The sequence below is a fragment of the Streptomyces sp. NPDC058632 genome, assembly GCF_042717095.1.
Classification (GTDB): domain Bacteria; phylum Actinomycetota; class Actinomycetes; order Streptomycetales; family Streptomycetaceae; genus Streptomyces.
This window is the reverse complement of the sequence record NZ_JBHXQZ010000016.1, coordinates 24,110-38,514: the sequence shown is the minus strand read 5'-3', so window position 1 is coordinate 38,514 and position 14,405 is coordinate 24,110. Positions and strand designations below refer to the sequence as shown.

Genomic DNA, 14,405 nt, shown 5'->3' with positions numbered 1-14,405 from the left:
TCACGCTGCCGTCGCCGTGGGGCGACGAGGACCGCTCACGCCTTCGTGGTGTCCTCGACCTCCTCCTCGGGCTCGCGGCCCGGGGTCGGCAGGTCGAACTTGACGATGGCGAAGCGGAAGAGCACGTAGTAGATCACCGCGAACACCAGACCGATCGGGATGATCAGCCAGGGCCTGGTCGCCAGGTTCCAGTTGAGCCCGTAGTCGATGGCGCCCGCCGAGAAGGTGAAGCCCGCGTGCACCCCGAGCGCCCAGGTGACCGCCATGGACAGGGCGGTGAGCACCGCGTGGATCACGTACAGCGCCGGGGCGATGAACATGAACGCGAACTCGATCGGCTCGGTCACACCGGTCACGAAGGAGGTCAGCGCGAGGGAGACCATCATGCCCGTCACGGCCTTGCGGCGCTCCGGACGGGCCGCGTGCGCGATGGCGATCGCGGCGGCCGGCAGACCGAACATCATGATCGGGAAGAAGCCCGACATGAACATACCGGCGTCCGGGTCACCCGCGAAGAAGCGGTTCAGGTCGCCGTGCACGACCTCGCCCGCCGCGTTGGTGAAGTCACCGATCTGGAACCAGGAGACGGTGTTCACGAACTGGTGCATGCCGATCGGGATCAGCGCGCGGTTGATCAGACCGAACAGACCCGCGCCGACCGCGCCGAGGCCGGTGATCCACTCACCGACGTTGGAGATGCCGTCACCGATCGGCTCCCAGACCAGGCCGAAGAAGACACCCATCGCGGTGCCGACGAACGCCATGATGATCGGCACGAGCCGGCGGCCGTTGAAGAAGCCGAGCCAGTCCACCAGCTTCTTGCGGTGGTAGCGCTGCCAGAGCACCGCCGCGAGCAGACCCATCAGGATGCCGCCGAGCACACCGGGGTTGTTGTAGGTCGCGGCTATGTCCGCGCCGTCCTGGACCTTCGCCTCGGTGACGGGGAACGCCTTCAGGACGTTGCTGTAGACCAGGAAGCCGACCAGGGCGGCGAGCGCCGTGGAACCGTCCGCCTTCTTGGCGAAACCGATGGCCACACCGATGCAGAACAGCATCGGCAGGTTGTCGAAGATGGCGCCACCGGCCGTGGCGAACACCGCTGTGACCTTGTCGGGCAGGTTCAGCTTCTCCTGGACGTCGGCCTGGCCGAGCCGCAGCAGGATGCCCGCCGCCGGCAGTACGGCGATCGGGAGCTGGAGACTGCGACCGACCTTCTGCAGGCCCTGGAACAGGCCGGATCCCCGCTTCTTCGCGGGAGCCGCCGAGGCGGTGGCGGAGCTCATACTTCCTCCATCGTGGTGGTCTACACCACCCAGTGGTGTAGACCTGTTGTAGCACGATGAAGGCCGTATGAGGAACCCGCGAATTCCGCAACCGGAGCACTACGCCCCGTACCCGTTCCAGGGCCTTCCGTCGCCCTCCGGTCTCCCTCCCGCACCCCTCCCGCCGGGCGCGCGGAAAAGCCCCCGGACCCGTGATCCGAGGGCGTGCCCGGGGGCTCGAACGACCGGTTCCGGTCAGGCCTTGGTGGTGTCCTCCACCTCCTCCTCCGGCTCCCGGCCCGGAGTCCTCAGATCGAACCTCGTGATCGCGAACCGGAAGATCACGTAGTACACCACCGCGAAGCACAGCCCGATCGGGATGATCAGCCACGGCCTCGTCGCCAGGTTCCAGTTGATGACGTAGTCGATCAGCCCCGCCGAGAAGCTGAACCCGTCGCGCACTCCGAGCCCCCACGTCACCGCCATCGACACACCCGTCAGCACCGCGTGCACCGCGTACAGCACCGGTGCGATGAACAGGAACGAGTACTCGATCGGCTCCGTGATGCCCGTGACGAACGACGTCAGCGCCACCGACAGCATCAGGCCGCCGACCTCCTTGCGCCGGGCCGGCCTCGCGCAGTGCGTGATCGCCAGCGCCGCCGCCGGCAGCGCGAACATCATGATCGGGAAGAACCCGGAGAGGAACTGCCCGGCGTCCGGGTCACCCGCCAGGAACATGTTGATGTCACCGTGCACCACCGACCCGTCCGGCTTGGTGAAACTGCCGAACTGGAACCACACCGGCACGTTCAGGAACTGGTGCAGCCCCACCACCAGCAGCGCCCGGTTCGCCACACCGAACACACCCGCGCCCCACGCGCCCAGCCCCACCATCCAGTCGCTGAAACCCTCCAGCGCGTCACCGATCGGCGGCCAGATCCACAGACACAGCGCGGCGAACACGATCGCCGCGAACGCCATGATGATCGGCACGAGCCGCCGGCCGTTGAAGAAGCCCAGCCAGTCCACCAGCCTCGTCCGGTGGAACCGCTGCCAGAAGTAGGCCGCCATCAGCCCGATGACGATGCCGCCGAACACCCCCGGATTCTGGTACTCGAACGCCGTCACCGTCCCGTCCGTCACCCGGCACCCGACGTTCGGAACCGCCTCGGAACCCTCCGGGCAGTCCTGCGGGAACTGACGCAGCACGTTGTAGTAGACGAGGAACCCCGCCACCGCCGCCAGCGCCGTCGACCCGTCCGCCTTCCTCGCCATGCCGATGGCCACACCCACGCAGAACAGCAGCGGCAGCCCCAGCGAACCGTCGAGCAGCGCGCCGCCCGCACCCACCATCACCCTGGAGACGTTCGTCCAGCCGAGACCGTCGTCCCCGAACACGTCCGGCTGGCCCAGCCGGTTGAGGATGCCCGCCGCCGGCAGCACCGCGATCGGCAGCTGCAGACTGCGGCCCATCTTCTGCAGACCCTGGAACAGGCGGTGCCGGTGTTCCCGCAGGGGGCCGACCGAAGGCTCGGCGCCGGCGGGCCTCTGCGTACTCATCCGGTCCCCTTCACTGGCAGACGTCTGCGACGGGGTTTGGCGACGGTCCCCCCGGTGGTGTAGACCAGTTGGGGACGGTCCCGCTGTCGTGCCGCCATCCTTCGGCACCGACCGCACGACCGCTCGCGAAGATGGGCCAACTGTGGGTTACTGCGACCAAAGCGGTTCGGATCAGGGAGAAGCGAACATGGCCACCAAGGCTGAGAAGATCGTCGCCGGACTCGGCGGCATCGACAACATCGAAGAGATCGAAGGCTGCATCACCCGCCTCCGCACCGAAGTCGTCGACCCCGCCAAGGTCGACGACGCCGCACTGAAGGCCGCCGGAGCCCACGGCGTCGTCAAGATGGGCACCGCCGTCCAGGTCGTCATCGGCACCGACGCCGACCCCCTCGCGGGCGAGATCGAAGACATGATGTGACAGCCGGACAGCTGTGACAGCCGGAACTCCCGGTTCCCCAGGGGCCCCTCCCTGTACGGCAGCAGACCCGCCGCGCAGGGAAGGGGCCCTCTCCCGTGCGACTAGGCTCGACGCCATGTCTCGAAACGACGGCCGCACCCCCGAACAACTCCGCCCGGTCACCATCGAACGCGGCTGGAGCAAGCACGCCGAAGGCTCCGTCCTCGTCTCCTTCGGCGACACCAAGGTCCTCTGCACCGCCTCCGTCACCGAAGGCGTCCCCCGCTGGCGCAAGGGCAGCGGCGAGGGCTGGGTGACCGCCGAGTACTCGATGCTCCCCCGCGCCACCCACACACGCGGCGACCGCGAGTCCGTCCGGGGCCGCATCGGCGGACGCACCCACGAGATCAGCCGCCTCATCGGCCGGTCCCTGCGCGCCGTCATCGACTACAAGCAACTCGGCGAGAACACCGTCGTCCTCGACTGCGACGTCCTCCAGGCCGACGGCGGCACCCGCACCGCAGCCATCACCGGCGCCTACGTCGCCCTCGCCGACGCCATCAACTGGTCCAGGGACAACAAGCTCATCCGCGCCAGCCGCCAGCCCCTCACCGGCACCGTCAGCGCCGTCTCCGTCGGCATCGTCGACGGCGTCCCCCTCCTCGACCTCTGCTACGAGGAGGACGTCCGCGCCGACACCGACATGAACGTCGTCTGCACCGGCGACGGCCGCTTCGTCGAAGTCCAGGGCACCGCCGAGGCCCAGCCCTTCGACCGGACCGAACTGAACACGCTCCTCGACCTCGCCGTCGCCGGCTGCGCCGAACTGACTACCGCACAGCGCACCGCACTTGATAGCGTCCTCGAAAGGTAAAAGACGTACCAAGGGCGTGGCCGACGCGGGCAACCGCGCCGGCCACCCCCGCGTCTGTAGGGGCACGGACGTACGGACCGACTCGGCTCTGCCCGACTCGACCCCGGGCGCCCGGTCAGCGAGGAGGGCCGTCCTGGCCCCACGAGGGAGGGACCGTCCATGGCCGAGAGCCGCCGACGCCGCCGCACCACCACCACCATCGCCGCCACACTGGCGGCCGTCGCACTCACCGCCGGACTCACCACCGGCTGCAGCGCCGTCGACAAGGCACTCGACTGCGTCCGCACCGCCGACGCCATCGCCGACAGCGTCACCGAGCTCCAGCAGGCCGTCGACAACGCCTCCAACGACGCCACCCAGCTCGAGGAGTCCCTCGACTCCATCGACCAGAACCTCGGCGAGATAGGCGACCAGACCGACAACGCCGACGTCGGCGAGGCCGTCGCCGACCTCGACAGGGCCGTCGACAACGTCCGCACCTCCATCGAGAACGGCGACGCGACCCCCGACATCAGCCCGGTCACCGACGCGGCCGGCGAACTGACCAAGGTCTGCACGCCGTAGGGCCCGGCGGGGAGCAGCCGGCGGGGACGGTCATGGGGCCCGGAATACTGGACCCCATGACCCGCCTGATCCTCGCCACCCGCAACGCCGGAAAGATCACCGAACTCCGGTCGATCCTCGCCGAAGCCGGACTGCCCCACGACCTCGTCGGCGCCGACGCCTACCCCGACGTCCCCGACGTCAAGGAAACCGGCACCACCTTCGCCGAGAACGCCCTCCTCAAGGCCCACGCCCTCGCCCGCGCCACCGGCCACCCCGCCGTCGCCGACGACTCCGGCCTCTGCGTCGACGTCCTCGGCGGCGCCCCCGGCATCTTCTCCGCCCGCTGGGCCGGCCGCCACGGCGACGACCGGGCCAACCTCGACCTGCTCCTGGCCCAGCTCTCCGACATCGCCGACACCCACCGCGGCGCCCACTTCGCCTGCGCCGCCGCCCTCGCCCTCCCCGACGGCACCGAACGCGTCGTCGAAGGCCGGCTGAGGGGCACCCTGCGCCACACGCCGGCCGGCACGAACGGCTTCGGCTACGACCCGATCCTCCAGCCGGAGAACGAGACCCGCACGTGCGCGGAGCTGACCCTCGCCGAAAAGAACGCCATCAGCCACCGGGGCGAGGCCTTCCGGGCGTTGGTACCGGTGGTGCGGGAGCTGCTGGGCTGAGCCCGCATGACAACGGCCTGCGCATCATCTTTCGATTCGCAGGCCGCTGGTGTGCGGCGGAAGGGATTCGAACCCTCAAGCCCGATCAAGGGCCACAGATCCTAAGTCTGCCGCGTCGCCGTTGCGCCACCGCCGCTGGTGCCTGTCATGGTACCGGGGGCCGTGCGTTGCCTGGCGCCTCCCCTGCACCACGTGCCGGTGATCGCGGGGCAGCCGGGGCACGGCAACCGCAAGTTCTCGCGCCGGTCGTCCCGCCGTTCCCCGTCGGCGTGCTCGACCTCCCCGCGGATCCGCCCCCACCGCACCAACGCCTCCGGCAACGTCCGTGCTCCCCGGGCCGCCTCTTCCGGACGCTCCTCGGTGTAGGCGCTTGCCCCCATCGGGCCCCCTCCGTTCCCGGCCCCCCCCCGTTCGTGGCCTCGTACGAAGTGAGGAACCGTTTGCCGGACGGTCGTGTACGACATGCGGAACGGCCCGTACCGGGGTGTCGGTACGGGCCGTCCGCGGGTGCCGCGTCTCAGACGCCCAGGTCCTTGATGATCTTGGCTACGTGGCCCGTCGCCCTGACGTTGTAGAGGGCGCGCTCGATCCTGCCCTCCTCGTCGACGACGAGGGTGGAGCGGATCACGCCGACGACCGTCCTGCCGTACAGCTTCTTCTCGCCGAAGGCGCCGTACGCCTCCAGGACCCGCTTGTCCGGGTCGGCGAGGAGGGTGACCTTCAGGGACTCCTGCTCGCGGAACCTGGCGAGCTTCTCGGGCTTGTCGGGGGAGATGCCGATGACGTCGTAGCCCGCGCCGGCCAGCAGGTCCAGGTTGTCGGTGAAGTCGCAGGCCTGTTTGGTGCAGCCGGGGGTGAGCGCCGACGGGTAGAAGTAGACGATGACCTTGCGGCCCTTGTGGTCGGCCAGGGACACCTCGGTGCCGTCCGCGTCGGGCAGGGTGAAGGCGGGGGCCACGTCTCCGGGCTCGAGGCGTTCGCTCATCGGTCGGGTCTCCTCGTACGTGCGCACTGGGTGGATCGGATGCCGGGATCGAGGGTATCCGGGTGCCCTGACGGTGCGGTGCGGCGCGAAGCTGACAGACTGTCCGGCACAGGTACGGCTTTTATGGTTTCAGCGGATTTCGGAGGCGACACGGTGGCGGACACGGCGGACACCAGGACCCCGGCGCAGATCGAGGCGGACATCAGACGCCGTCGCGCGGTGCTGGCCGAGACCCTGGACGAGATCGGTGTGCGGGTGCATCCGAAGACGATCGTCGGGGACGCGAAGGCCAGGGTCGCGTCCAACGTCGATCACACGCTCGGCAGGGCGTACGTCGGTGTCAATCGTGTGGTGAGCGACGTCAAGGCGCAGTTCGTGGACGTGGACGGGTCGCCGCGGCTCGAGCGGGTCGTGCCGGCCGCGGTCCTGGTGGTGGGCGTGGTGGGACTGCTGGCCCTGGGGTCCCGTCGGCGCGGGCGCTGACCCGATCGCGTACGTCCGTGGTGAAGGCAGGTAGGTTTCAGGTGTGAGCGCCAAGAAGAACGAGCACGCCCCCCGGCACGACGACAAGCTGCCCATCCGGATGCTGCACGACCGCGTACTCGTGCGGCAGGACACGAGCGAGGGCGAGCGGCGGTCCGGGGGCGGCATCCTGATTCCCGCGACGGCGGCGGTCGGCCGCCGGCTGGCCTGGGCCGAGGTCGTCGCGGTGGGACAGAACGTCCGGACGGTGGAGCCGGGCGACCGGGTGCTGTACGACCCGGAGGACCGCGCGGAGGTCGAGGTGCGGGGCACCGCGTACGTGCTCATGCGCGAGCGTGATCTGCACGCGGTGGCCGCGGACCGGTTCGAGGGGTCGGAGGACTCGACGGGCCTGTACCTGTAGGTCTTGTGGGCCGGTGAGGCTGTGCGGAAGGGCTGGTGACCATGGTCACCAGCCCTTCCGGCTGTCCTGGCCGGGGTTCTAGAGTGGACGGACCCGACCCACCGGGCCCCGACGAGACGCGCCGTACCGGGGTGAGGCAAAGACGACGCACTCCCGTTTCGATACGTCGAGTGGTGTCCCGGAGGTGCCTGTCGTGGCGTGGGTTCTGTTGGTCGTGGCCGGTCTGCTCGAGGTGGGCTGGGCGATCGGGATGAAGTACACCGAGGGTTTCACCCGGCTGGTGCCCAGTCTGCTGACCGGCGCAGGCATCGTGGCGAGCATGGTGCTGCTGTCGTACGCGGCGAAGACGCTGCCGATCGGCACGGCGTACGGCGTGTGGGTGGGGATCGGTGCCGCCGGGGCGGCGGTGCTGGGCATGGCGGTGCTGGGAGAGCCGGTGACCGCCGCCCGGATCTTCTTCGTGTGCCTGCTGGTGGTCGCGGTGGTGGGGCTGAAGGCGACGTCGGGGCACTGAGCGGGGTCGAGGAACATCGCCGGCGCCACCAGGACGGCGTGGAAGACCGGATCGGCGCGCTCGGCCTCGTGCTCAACGCCGTCGTGTTCAACGCCGTCGTGCTCTTCAGCACGCGGTACGGAAACGCCGCGGTGAACCAGCCGCGCGCCGACGGCTTCGCTGTCGGCGGCGAGGACGTCGCCCGCCTCTCCCCGTTCGTGCGGCAGGCGCTGCCGGGAGGCCGTGAGGCCTCCCGGCGCGAGAGCCGCGTGGTGCGGTCAGTCGTCGCGGGGGCGTGGGATGAATCCGGCGAGGCCGCCGCGGCCGCCCGTGCCGGTGTCCTCGCCGGTTCCGCCCGTTCCGCCGGTTTCCCCGGGTCCGCCGCCGTCCGCGTCGCCCGTGGTGCCCGTGGTGGTGCCGCCGGTCGGCCCGTCCGTGGTCCCGCCGGTCTGCCCGGTTCCGCCGTCCGTGGTGCCGCCGCCGGTCGTGGTGTCGCCGTTGGTGCCGTCGCTCGCCCCGCCTCCGGTACTGTCCCCGCCCTCGCCCGGGCCCGGGCTGCGGCTCGTGCTTCCGTCCGGTCCGGGGGTCCTGGACATGTCGTCGCCCGGGGAGGTGGCGGAAGGAAGGGAGCCGGCGTCGGCGGTCGGTGGCGCGGTCCGTTCGGCGCCGGCCTGCAGGTCGAGGTCGAAGTCCCCGACGGGTTCGCCCTCCAGCGCGTCCCGGGTGAACTGGGCCCAGATCTCGGCGGGTGCCCCGCCGCCGTTGACGCGGGGCATGCCCATCGCGCCGTACAGCTTCTCCTGTGCGGCGGTGACCGGGTTCTGGCCCATGACCGCGACGACGGTGGCGAGTTCGGGGGTGTAGCCGGCGAACCAGGCGGCCTTGTCCTCCTCCGCGGTGCCGGTCTTGCCGGCGGCGGGGCGGCCCGCGCCGAGGGCGGCGGCCGCGGTGCCGTTCTGGACGACGCCGCGCAGGACGGCGGTGGTGGTGTCGGCGGCTTCGCGGCTGACGGCCTGGCGGGTCTTCCGTTCGGGCAGGGGCACGGTCTCCTTCCCGTCCTTGGTGATCTTCTCGATCAGGACGGGGTCGCCGTGCACGCCGTGGTTGGCGAGGGTCGCGTACGCCTCGGCCATGTCCAGGGTGCTGGCGGTGGCGACGCCGAGGGCGATGGACGGGGAGGGGGTCAGTTCGGGTGTGGTGGAGGGGATGCCGAGGCCGATGGCGGTCTGCTGGACCTTGTCGGAGCCGACGTCGACCGCCATCTGGGCGTAGACGGCGTTGACGGACTTGTCGGTGGCCTCGCGGACGGTGATGTTGCCGTACGACCGGTCGTCCTCGTTGGCCGGGTCGTAGCGGCCGCCGGCCCAGCCTTCGACGGGCCGTTTGTTGGTGCCGTCGTAGACGGTGTTCGGGGTGATGGGGTGGCCGTCCTGGGTGCTGGAGCCGTTCTCGACGGCCGAGGCGAACACGAACGGCTTGAAGATGGAGCCGACCTGGTAATCCCTGCGGGTGGCGTTGGGGGTGTACTGCTTGACGTAGTCGATGCCGTTGTACATCGCGCGGACCTTGCCGGTCTTCGGCTCGACGGCGGTGCCGCCGGCGCGGACGTACGTGTCGACCTTGCGTGTCTTCTGGTCGAGCCGGTCGATCAGGTTGTCGTTGACGGAGTCGACGAAGGCGTCCTGTTTGTCCTTCTGCAGGGTCGTGGTGATGCGGTAGCCGCCGGCGTCGAGTTCCTCCTCGCTGAGGATCCCGTTCCCGGTCAGGTGGTCCTTCATGATCTGCACGATGTAGCCGCGCTGGCCGGACATGCCGGTGGAGTTGGTGTTCTCCTTGGGCGTGGGGAACGCCAGTCCGGCCCGCTCGGCCGCGCTCAGCCAGCCCTTTTCGACCATGCCGTCCAGGACGTAGTTCCAGCGGGACTCGGCGGCCGGGCGGTTCTCCGGGTGGGCGATGACGTCGTACTGGCTGGGGGCGTTGACCAGGGCGGCGAGGTAGGCGGCGCGGCCGGCGTCGAGGTCCTGCGCGTCCATGCCGTAGTAGGCGTGGGCGGCGGCCTGGATGCCGTAGGCGTTGCGGCCGAAGTAGCTGGTGTTGAGATAGCCCTCGAGGATCTTGTCCTTGCTCTGCTCGCGGTCCAGCTTGATGGAGATGAAGAACTCCTTCACCTTGCGGGTGACGGTCTGCTCCTGCCGCAGGTAGTAGTTCTTCACGTACTGCTGGGTGATGGTGGAGCCGGACTGCTTGCCCTTGCCGGTGGCGGTGTTCCAGGCGGCGCGGACCATGGCCTGGGGGTCGACGGCGGACTCGGTGTAGAAGCCGCGGTCCTCGGCGGCGAGGACGGCGTGCTGCGCGTCCTTGGAGATCCGGCCGAGGCCGACGTTCTCCCGGTTGACCTCGCCGTCCCGGGCGATGGCGGAGCCGTCGGCGTAGAGGTAGACGTTGGCCTGCTTGATCGCGAGGGCGTTGGCGGGCGGGATCTGCACGAGGGTGTAGCCGAGGAAGAAGACGCCGATGAGCAGGAGCGCGGCGACGAGGAAGGTACTGAGCGTCATCCGCCAGGTGGGGACGATCCGGCGCCATCCGGTGCGCTCGCGCCTCGGCTCTCGGGGGCCCCCGCCCTGGCCGGGCTGCTGTGGCTGCGGCTCGTCGCTCATGTCGTGCACGGACTCCTGTTTCGCCTTGTTCCTGCGGTTACGGCCGGTACGGCCGTAACAGGCGGTACGCGTTGTGCGTCCCCTTCATAGAAGACTGTCGCATCCGGCGAACCGTTCCTGTCGGCGGCGCGTGCCGGCCCGCCGTACGGCATCTCATACGCATGGCCCCGAAGCGCCGGAAAATGCCTGGCAGCGCGTCGGCCGCCGGTACTAGGTTCGTGCGCTTGGGCGTCCTCGAGGACGTCGGGCGAGTACGCCGGGCGAGTGTGCCGGGCGGGGCGAGGACCGGAGGCGGTTGTGGGGTCAGGCACGGCCCGGTTGTACGCGGCGGTCGCGGCGGGCGGCTTCCGGCGGTACGCGACCTACCGGGCGGCGACGGCGGCCGGGGTGTTCACCAACACCGTCTTCGGCCTGATCCTCGTGTACACGTACCTGGCGCTGTGGAACGAGCGGCCGGACCTCGGGGGGTACGGGCAGGCGCAGGCGGTCACGTACGTGTGGCTGGGGCAGGCGCTGTACGCGACGCTGGCCGTTCAGGGCGGCGGCTTCGAGACCGAGCTGATGGAGCGGATCCGTACGGGGGCGATCGCGATCGACCTGTACCGGCCCGCCGACCTGCAGGGATGGTGGCTGGCGCAGGATCTGGGCCGCTCGGTGTTCCAGCTGCTGGGGCGGGGCGTGATCCCGTTCCTGTTCGGGGTGACGGTCTTCCCCGTGGCGCTGCCGGACGATCCGCTGACCTGGGCCGCCTTCCTGACGACGGTGCTGCTGGCGATGGTGGTCAGTTTCGCGATCCGCTACCTGGTGGCGCTGAGCGCGTTCTGGCTGCTGGACGGTACGGGGGCGATGCAGATGCTGATGATCGTGGGGGCGCTCTGCTCGGGCATGGTGCTGCCGCTGAACGTCTTCCCGGGCGTGTTCGGAGAGGTCGTACGGATGCTGCCCTGGGCGGCGCTGCTCCAGGGCCCGGCCGACGTCCTGATGGGGGAGACGGGTGTGCTGCGGGTCTTCGCGCTCCAGGGCGCGTGGGCGGTGGCGCTGCTGGCGGTGGGACGGCTGCTGCAGACGGCGGCGACACGGCGGGTGGTGGTCCAGGGTGGCTGAGGGCGGCGGACGGAACGGAGACTTTGGTTCCGGTTCCGGTTCCGGTTCCGGGCGGTCCGGCGGGTGGTCCGGGGTGGCGCGGGGGGCGCGCGCGTACGGACTGATCGCGGGGATGTGGATCCGCTCGACCATGGTCTACCGGACGTCGTTCGTACTGACGACCATCGGCGGTGCCGCGGTGACCGGCCTTGACTTCGTCGGCATCGCGCTGATGTTCTCGCACGTCGACGTGCTGGCCGGCCATGCCCTGGCCGAGGTGGCCTTCCTGTACGGCCTGTCCATCGTGTCGTTCGGCATCGCGGATCTGGTGCTGGGCTCGATGGACCGGCTGGGGCGCCGGGTGCGGGACGGCACGCTCGACGCGCTGCTGGTGCGGCCGGTGCCGGTGCTCGCGCAGGTCGCCGCGGACCGCTTCGCCCTGCGCCGCGTGGGGCGCCTGGTGCAGGGACTGGTGGTCCTCGGCTGGGCGCTCGCCTCGCTGGACGTCGACTGGACGGTGGGGAAGCTGCTGCTGATGCCGGTGACGGTGGTCAGCGGCGCGGCGATCTTCTGCGCGGTGTTCGTGGGGGGCGCGGCCTTCCAGTTCGTGGCGCAGGACGCGTCCGAGGTGCAGAACGCGTTCACCTACGGCGGTCAGACGATGCTGCAGTACCCGCCGGTGCTGTTCGCGCAGGAACTGGTGCGCGGGGTGACGTTCGTGCTGCCGCTCGCCTTCGTCAACTGGGTCCCCGCGTCCTACGTGTTGGGGCGGCCGTATCCGCTGGACCTGCCCGGGTGGGCGGCGTTCATGGCGCCGGCCGTGGCGGCGGTGTGCTGCGCGCTGGCCGGGTGGGCGTGGCGGGCGGGGCTGCGTTCGTATCGGAGTACAGGGAGTTAGTGGGCCGTGGGCAACGACAGCGCGTACGACGAAGGTGAAGGCGGCGACGGGAGCCGTGCCGGCGGAAGCCGCGAGGACGGCGGCGGGAGCAGCGGGGACGGCGGCGGGAGCAGCGGGGACCGGGAGTTCATCCTTCTCGACCGGGTCGAGAAGGTCTTCGACGTGCGGAAGAGGACCGGGTTCATGAAGCGGGAGCGGCGCCAGGTGCGGGCCGTGGACTCGCTCTCGTTCTCCGTGGCACGCGGTGAGATGGTCGGCTACATCGGCCCGAACGGCGCGGGCAAGTCGACCACGATCAAGATGCTGACCGGAATTCTCACCCCGAGCGGCGGCCGGCTGCGGGTGGCCGGCATCGACCCGGCCCAGGAGCGGATGCGGCTGGCGCACCGCATAGGGGTGGTGTTCGGGCAGCGGACGACGCTGTGGTGGGATCTGCCGCTGCTCGACTCGTACCGGCTGATGCACCGCATGTACCGGATTCCCGACGCCCGTTACCGCGCGAACCTGGACCGGCTCGTCGAACTCCTCGACCTGGGCGACCTGTTGGACACCCCGGTACGGCAGCTCTCCCTGGGGCAGCGGATGCGCGGCGACATCGCGGCGGCGCTGCTGCACGACCCGGAGGTGCTGTACCTGGACGAGCCGACCATCGGTCTGGACGTCATCTCCAAGACCGGGGTGCGGGACTTCCTGCGCGAGCTGAACGCCGAGCGGGCCACGACGGTGCTGCTGACCACGCACGACCTGCAGGACATCGAGCAGTTGTGCTCGCGGGTGATGGTCATCGACCACGGCCGCCTGATGTACGACGGTGCGCTCGCCGGCCTGCACCGGGCGGGGGAGAGCGAACGGACGCTGGTGGTGGACCTGGAACGGGAGGTGCCGCCGATCGACGTGCCGGCGCCCGCGCGGGTGGTGCGGGTGGAGGGACCGAGGCAGTGGCTGGCGTTCCCGGCGGACCGGTCGGCGGCCCCGCTGGTGGCGCGGATCGCGGCGGAGTACCCGCTGGTGGACCTTTCGGTGCGGGAGCCGGACATCGAGGCCGTGATCGCGAAGATGTACGCGGAGCGGGCGGACCGGAGGGGTCAGGCGGGTCAGGCGGGTCAGGCGGGTCAGGCGGGTCAGGTCGCCGGGGACGCCACGCCCGCCGCCCGGGACGAGGGCGCCGGGCGGGTGGTTTCGTAGCCCTCGGCCGGGGGACCTCGTAGGCTGCCGTGTATGAGCGACGACGCAGTCCCGGACCTCCGCGCCTCCGATGCCGACCGCGAGCGGGTCGCCGCCGTTCTGCGGGACGCCGTCGCCGAGGGGCGGCTGGACATGGAGGAGTTCGAGGAGCGGCTGGACGCGACGTACAGGGCGCGGACCTACCGGGAACTCGAGCCGATCACCCGTGACCTGCCCGCCCCCGGGGTGTCCGCCCCCGTCGTCGACCTGGCCAAGTCCCCCGAGCCGGGCGGCGGCTGGGCGAGCCGGGTGGGCGTCGGCGGTGACGCGCCGTCGACGTGGGCCGTCGCCGTGATGTCGGGCTTCCAGCGCAAGGGCCGGTGGACGGCGCCGCGGAGGTTCAACTGCTTCGCCTTCTGGGGCGGCGGCCAGATCGATCTGCGCGAGGCGGACTTCGCGGACCGCGAGATCGTGATCAACGCGGTCGCGATCATGGGCGGGATCGATGTCGTCGTCCCGCCGGGTGTCGAGGTCGTCGTCCGCGGCATCGGCGTCATGGGCGGCTTCGACCACCGTGAGGAGGGCGTGCCGGGCGAGCCGGGCGCCCCGCGCGTGGTCGTCTCGGGCTTCGCCTTCTGGGGCGGTGTCGGCATCGAGCGCAAGCTGCCCCGGGCGGAGAAGCAGCGGCTCCGCGAGGAGCGCCGCCGCGAGAAGCTGGAGCGCAGGGAGAACCGCCGCGAGAAGGTGGCCGACGACGAGGACCGCCGCGAACCGGACGCCCCCTCGTCCGGCCGGGCCTCCCTGGGCCTCGGCCACGGCGGCTCCGGCCACGGTTCCCTCGGCTTCGGCTCCCCGCACGGCCGCCGCGCCGAGGAGCAGGGCGAGCGCCGCCGCGACCGGGACCGCTGACGCGACCG

The 14,405-nt window shown here is 70.6% G+C and carries 15 protein-coding genes, 1 tRNA gene, 1 pseudogene and 1 riboswitch; of the genes and pseudogenes, 12 read left to right on the top strand and 5 right to left on the bottom strand.

Features of this window, described 5'->3' with window-relative positions; translation table 11 throughout:
- Positions 1–35: 35 nt before the first annotated feature.
- Positions 36–1,283 (bottom strand): PTS transporter subunit EIIC, encoded by a 1,248-nt coding sequence (locus ACFWVE_RS09035; protein WP_384009696.1) that lies wholly within the window; start codon positions 1,281–1,283, stop codon positions 36–38.
- Between the two features lie 234 nt (positions 1,284–1,517).
- Complete coding sequence (locus tag ACFWVE_RS09030; protein ID WP_384009695.1) at positions 1,518–2,825, bottom strand: PTS transporter subunit EIIC; 1,308 nt, start codon at positions 2,823–2,825, stop codon at positions 1,518–1,520.
- Between the two features lie 88 nt (positions 2,826–2,913).
- On the opposite strand from ACFWVE_RS09030, the gene ACFWVE_RS09025 reads away from it, so the two are divergent.
- The 4 genes from ACFWVE_RS09025 (at position 2,914) to rdgB (ending at position 5,322) form a co-directional block, all read left to right on the top strand.
- Positions 2,914–3,246, top strand: coding sequence for a glucose PTS transporter subunit EIIB (locus tag ACFWVE_RS09025; RefSeq protein WP_384009694.1), 333 nt, complete (start codon positions 2,914–2,916; stop codon positions 3,244–3,246).
- Positions 3,247–3,361: 115 nt separating this feature from the next.
- On the top strand, positions 3,362–4,099 hold the full coding sequence (rph, locus tag ACFWVE_RS09020) for a ribonuclease PH (RefSeq protein ID WP_384009692.1): 738 nt from the start codon (positions 3,362–3,364) through the stop codon (positions 4,097–4,099).
- A 159-nt stretch (positions 4,100–4,258) separates the two neighbouring features.
- Positions 4,259–4,663 (top strand): hypothetical protein, encoded by a 405-nt coding sequence (locus ACFWVE_RS09015; RefSeq protein ID WP_384009690.1) that lies wholly within the window; start codon positions 4,259–4,261, stop codon positions 4,661–4,663.
- Positions 4,664–4,719: 56 nt separating this feature from the next.
- The gene (gene rdgB / locus ACFWVE_RS09010) at positions 4,720–5,322 is read left to right on the top strand and encodes an RdgB/HAM1 family non-canonical purine NTP pyrophosphatase (RefSeq protein ID WP_384009689.1); all 603 of its coding nucleotides are present in this window, start codon (positions 4,720–4,722) and stop codon (positions 5,320–5,322) included.
- Positions 5,323–5,374: 52 nt separating this feature from the next.
- Here rdgB and ACFWVE_RS09005 read toward each other — a convergent pair.
- Positions 5,375–5,458 (bottom strand) — tRNA-Leu (locus ACFWVE_RS09005).
- A gap of 381 nt (positions 5,459–5,839) precedes the next feature.
- Positions 5,840–6,307 (bottom strand): thioredoxin-dependent thiol peroxidase, encoded by a 468-nt coding sequence (bcp, locus tag ACFWVE_RS09000; protein ID WP_384009687.1) that lies wholly within the window; start codon positions 6,305–6,307, stop codon positions 5,840–5,842.
- Positions 6,308–6,460: 153 nt separating this feature from the next.
- Here bcp and ACFWVE_RS08995 point away from each other — a divergent pair, with 153 nt between their 5' ends.
- The 4 genes and pseudogenes from ACFWVE_RS08995 to ACFWVE_RS08980 all read left to right on the top strand — a co-directional run.
- Entirely contained in the window at positions 6,461–6,790 is a 330-nt protein-coding gene (locus ACFWVE_RS08995; protein ID WP_384009808.1) for a DUF3618 domain-containing protein, read from the top strand.
- A gap of 100 nt (positions 6,791–6,890) precedes the next feature.
- Positions 6,891–7,193 (top strand): co-chaperone GroES, encoded by a 303-nt coding sequence (locus ACFWVE_RS08990; protein ID WP_203634995.1) that lies wholly within the window; start codon positions 6,891–6,893, stop codon positions 7,191–7,193.
- Between the two features lie 87 nt (positions 7,194–7,280).
- Positions 7,281–7,345: riboswitch (guanidine-III (ykkC-III) riboswitch) on the top strand.
- Between the two features lie 41 nt (positions 7,346–7,386).
- Positions 7,387–7,707 carry a DMT family transporter gene (locus ACFWVE_RS08985; protein WP_384009685.1) on the top strand — a complete coding sequence of 107 codons (321 nt, stop codon included), beginning with the start codon at positions 7,387–7,389 and terminating at the stop codon, positions 7,705–7,707.
- 20 nt (positions 7,708–7,727) lie between these two features.
- A pseudogene (locus ACFWVE_RS08980) lies at positions 7,728–7,910 on the top strand (Tn3 family transposase); the annotation flags it as partial.
- Positions 7,911–7,964: 54 nt separating this feature from the next.
- Here the strand turns inward: ACFWVE_RS08980 and ACFWVE_RS08975 are convergent.
- The gene (locus tag ACFWVE_RS08975) at positions 7,965–10,343 is read right to left on the bottom strand and encodes a transglycosylase domain-containing protein (RefSeq protein WP_384009683.1); all 2,379 of its coding nucleotides are present in this window, start codon (positions 10,341–10,343) and stop codon (positions 7,965–7,967) included.
- A 297-nt stretch (positions 10,344–10,640) separates the two neighbouring features.
- On the opposite strand from ACFWVE_RS08975, the gene ACFWVE_RS08970 reads away from it, so the two are divergent.
- The 4 genes from ACFWVE_RS08970 (at position 10,641) to ACFWVE_RS08955 (ending at position 14,397) form a co-directional block, all read left to right on the top strand.
- On the top strand, positions 10,641–11,447 hold the full coding sequence (locus ACFWVE_RS08970) for an ABC transporter permease (protein WP_384009681.1): 807 nt from the start codon (positions 10,641–10,643) through the stop codon (positions 11,445–11,447).
- 112 nt (positions 11,448–11,559) lie between these two features.
- A complete protein-coding gene (locus tag ACFWVE_RS08965; RefSeq protein WP_384009806.1) occupies positions 11,560–12,324 on the top strand; it encodes an ABC transporter permease in 765 nt (254 codons plus the stop codon).
- Between the two features lie 129 nt (positions 12,325–12,453).
- Positions 12,454–13,509: an ATP-binding cassette domain-containing protein gene (locus ACFWVE_RS08960; RefSeq protein WP_384009804.1), complete on the top strand. Its 1,056-nt coding sequence runs from the start codon at positions 12,454–12,456 to the stop codon at positions 13,507–13,509.
- Between the two features lie 33 nt (positions 13,510–13,542).
- On the top strand, positions 13,543–14,397 hold the full coding sequence (locus ACFWVE_RS08955) for a DUF1707 domain-containing protein (RefSeq protein WP_384009679.1): 855 nt from the start codon (positions 13,543–13,545) through the stop codon (positions 14,395–14,397).
- Positions 14,398–14,405: the final 8 nt, after the last annotated feature.

Excerpts from the sequence above, each read along its gene's own strand:
- ACFWVE_RS08975 (WP_384009683.1), bottom strand. The coding sequence starts at position 10,343 with ATGAGCGACGAGCCGCAGCCACAGCAGCCCGGCCAGGGCGGGGGCCCC.
- ACFWVE_RS08965 (WP_384009806.1), top strand. The coding sequence starts at position 11,560 with ATGTGGATCCGCTCGACCATGGTCTACCGGACGTCGTTCGTACTGACG.
- rph (WP_384009692.1), top strand. The coding sequence starts at position 3,362 with ATGTCTCGAAACGACGGCCGCACCCCCGAACAACTCCGCCCGGTCACC.
- ACFWVE_RS09035 (WP_384009696.1), bottom strand. The coding sequence starts at position 1,283 with ATGAGCTCCGCCACCGCCTCGGCGGCTCCCGCGAAGAAGCGGGGATCC.
- rdgB (WP_384009689.1), top strand. The coding sequence starts at position 4,720 with ATGACCCGCCTGATCCTCGCCACCCGCAACGCCGGAAAGATCACCGAA.
- bcp (WP_384009687.1), bottom strand. The coding sequence starts at position 6,307 with ATGAGCGAACGCCTCGAGCCCGGAGACGTGGCCCCCGCCTTCACCCTG.
- ACFWVE_RS08990 (WP_203634995.1), top strand. The coding sequence starts at position 6,891 with ATGCTGCACGACCGCGTACTCGTGCGGCAGGACACGAGCGAGGGCGAG.
- ACFWVE_RS08955 (WP_384009679.1), top strand. The coding sequence starts at position 13,543 with ATGAGCGACGACGCAGTCCCGGACCTCCGCGCCTCCGATGCCGACCGC.
- ACFWVE_RS09015 (WP_384009690.1), top strand. The coding sequence starts at position 4,259 with ATGGCCGAGAGCCGCCGACGCCGCCGCACCACCACCACCATCGCCGCC.
- ACFWVE_RS09030 (WP_384009695.1), bottom strand. The coding sequence starts at position 2,825 with ATGAGTACGCAGAGGCCCGCCGGCGCCGAGCCTTCGGTCGGCCCCCTG.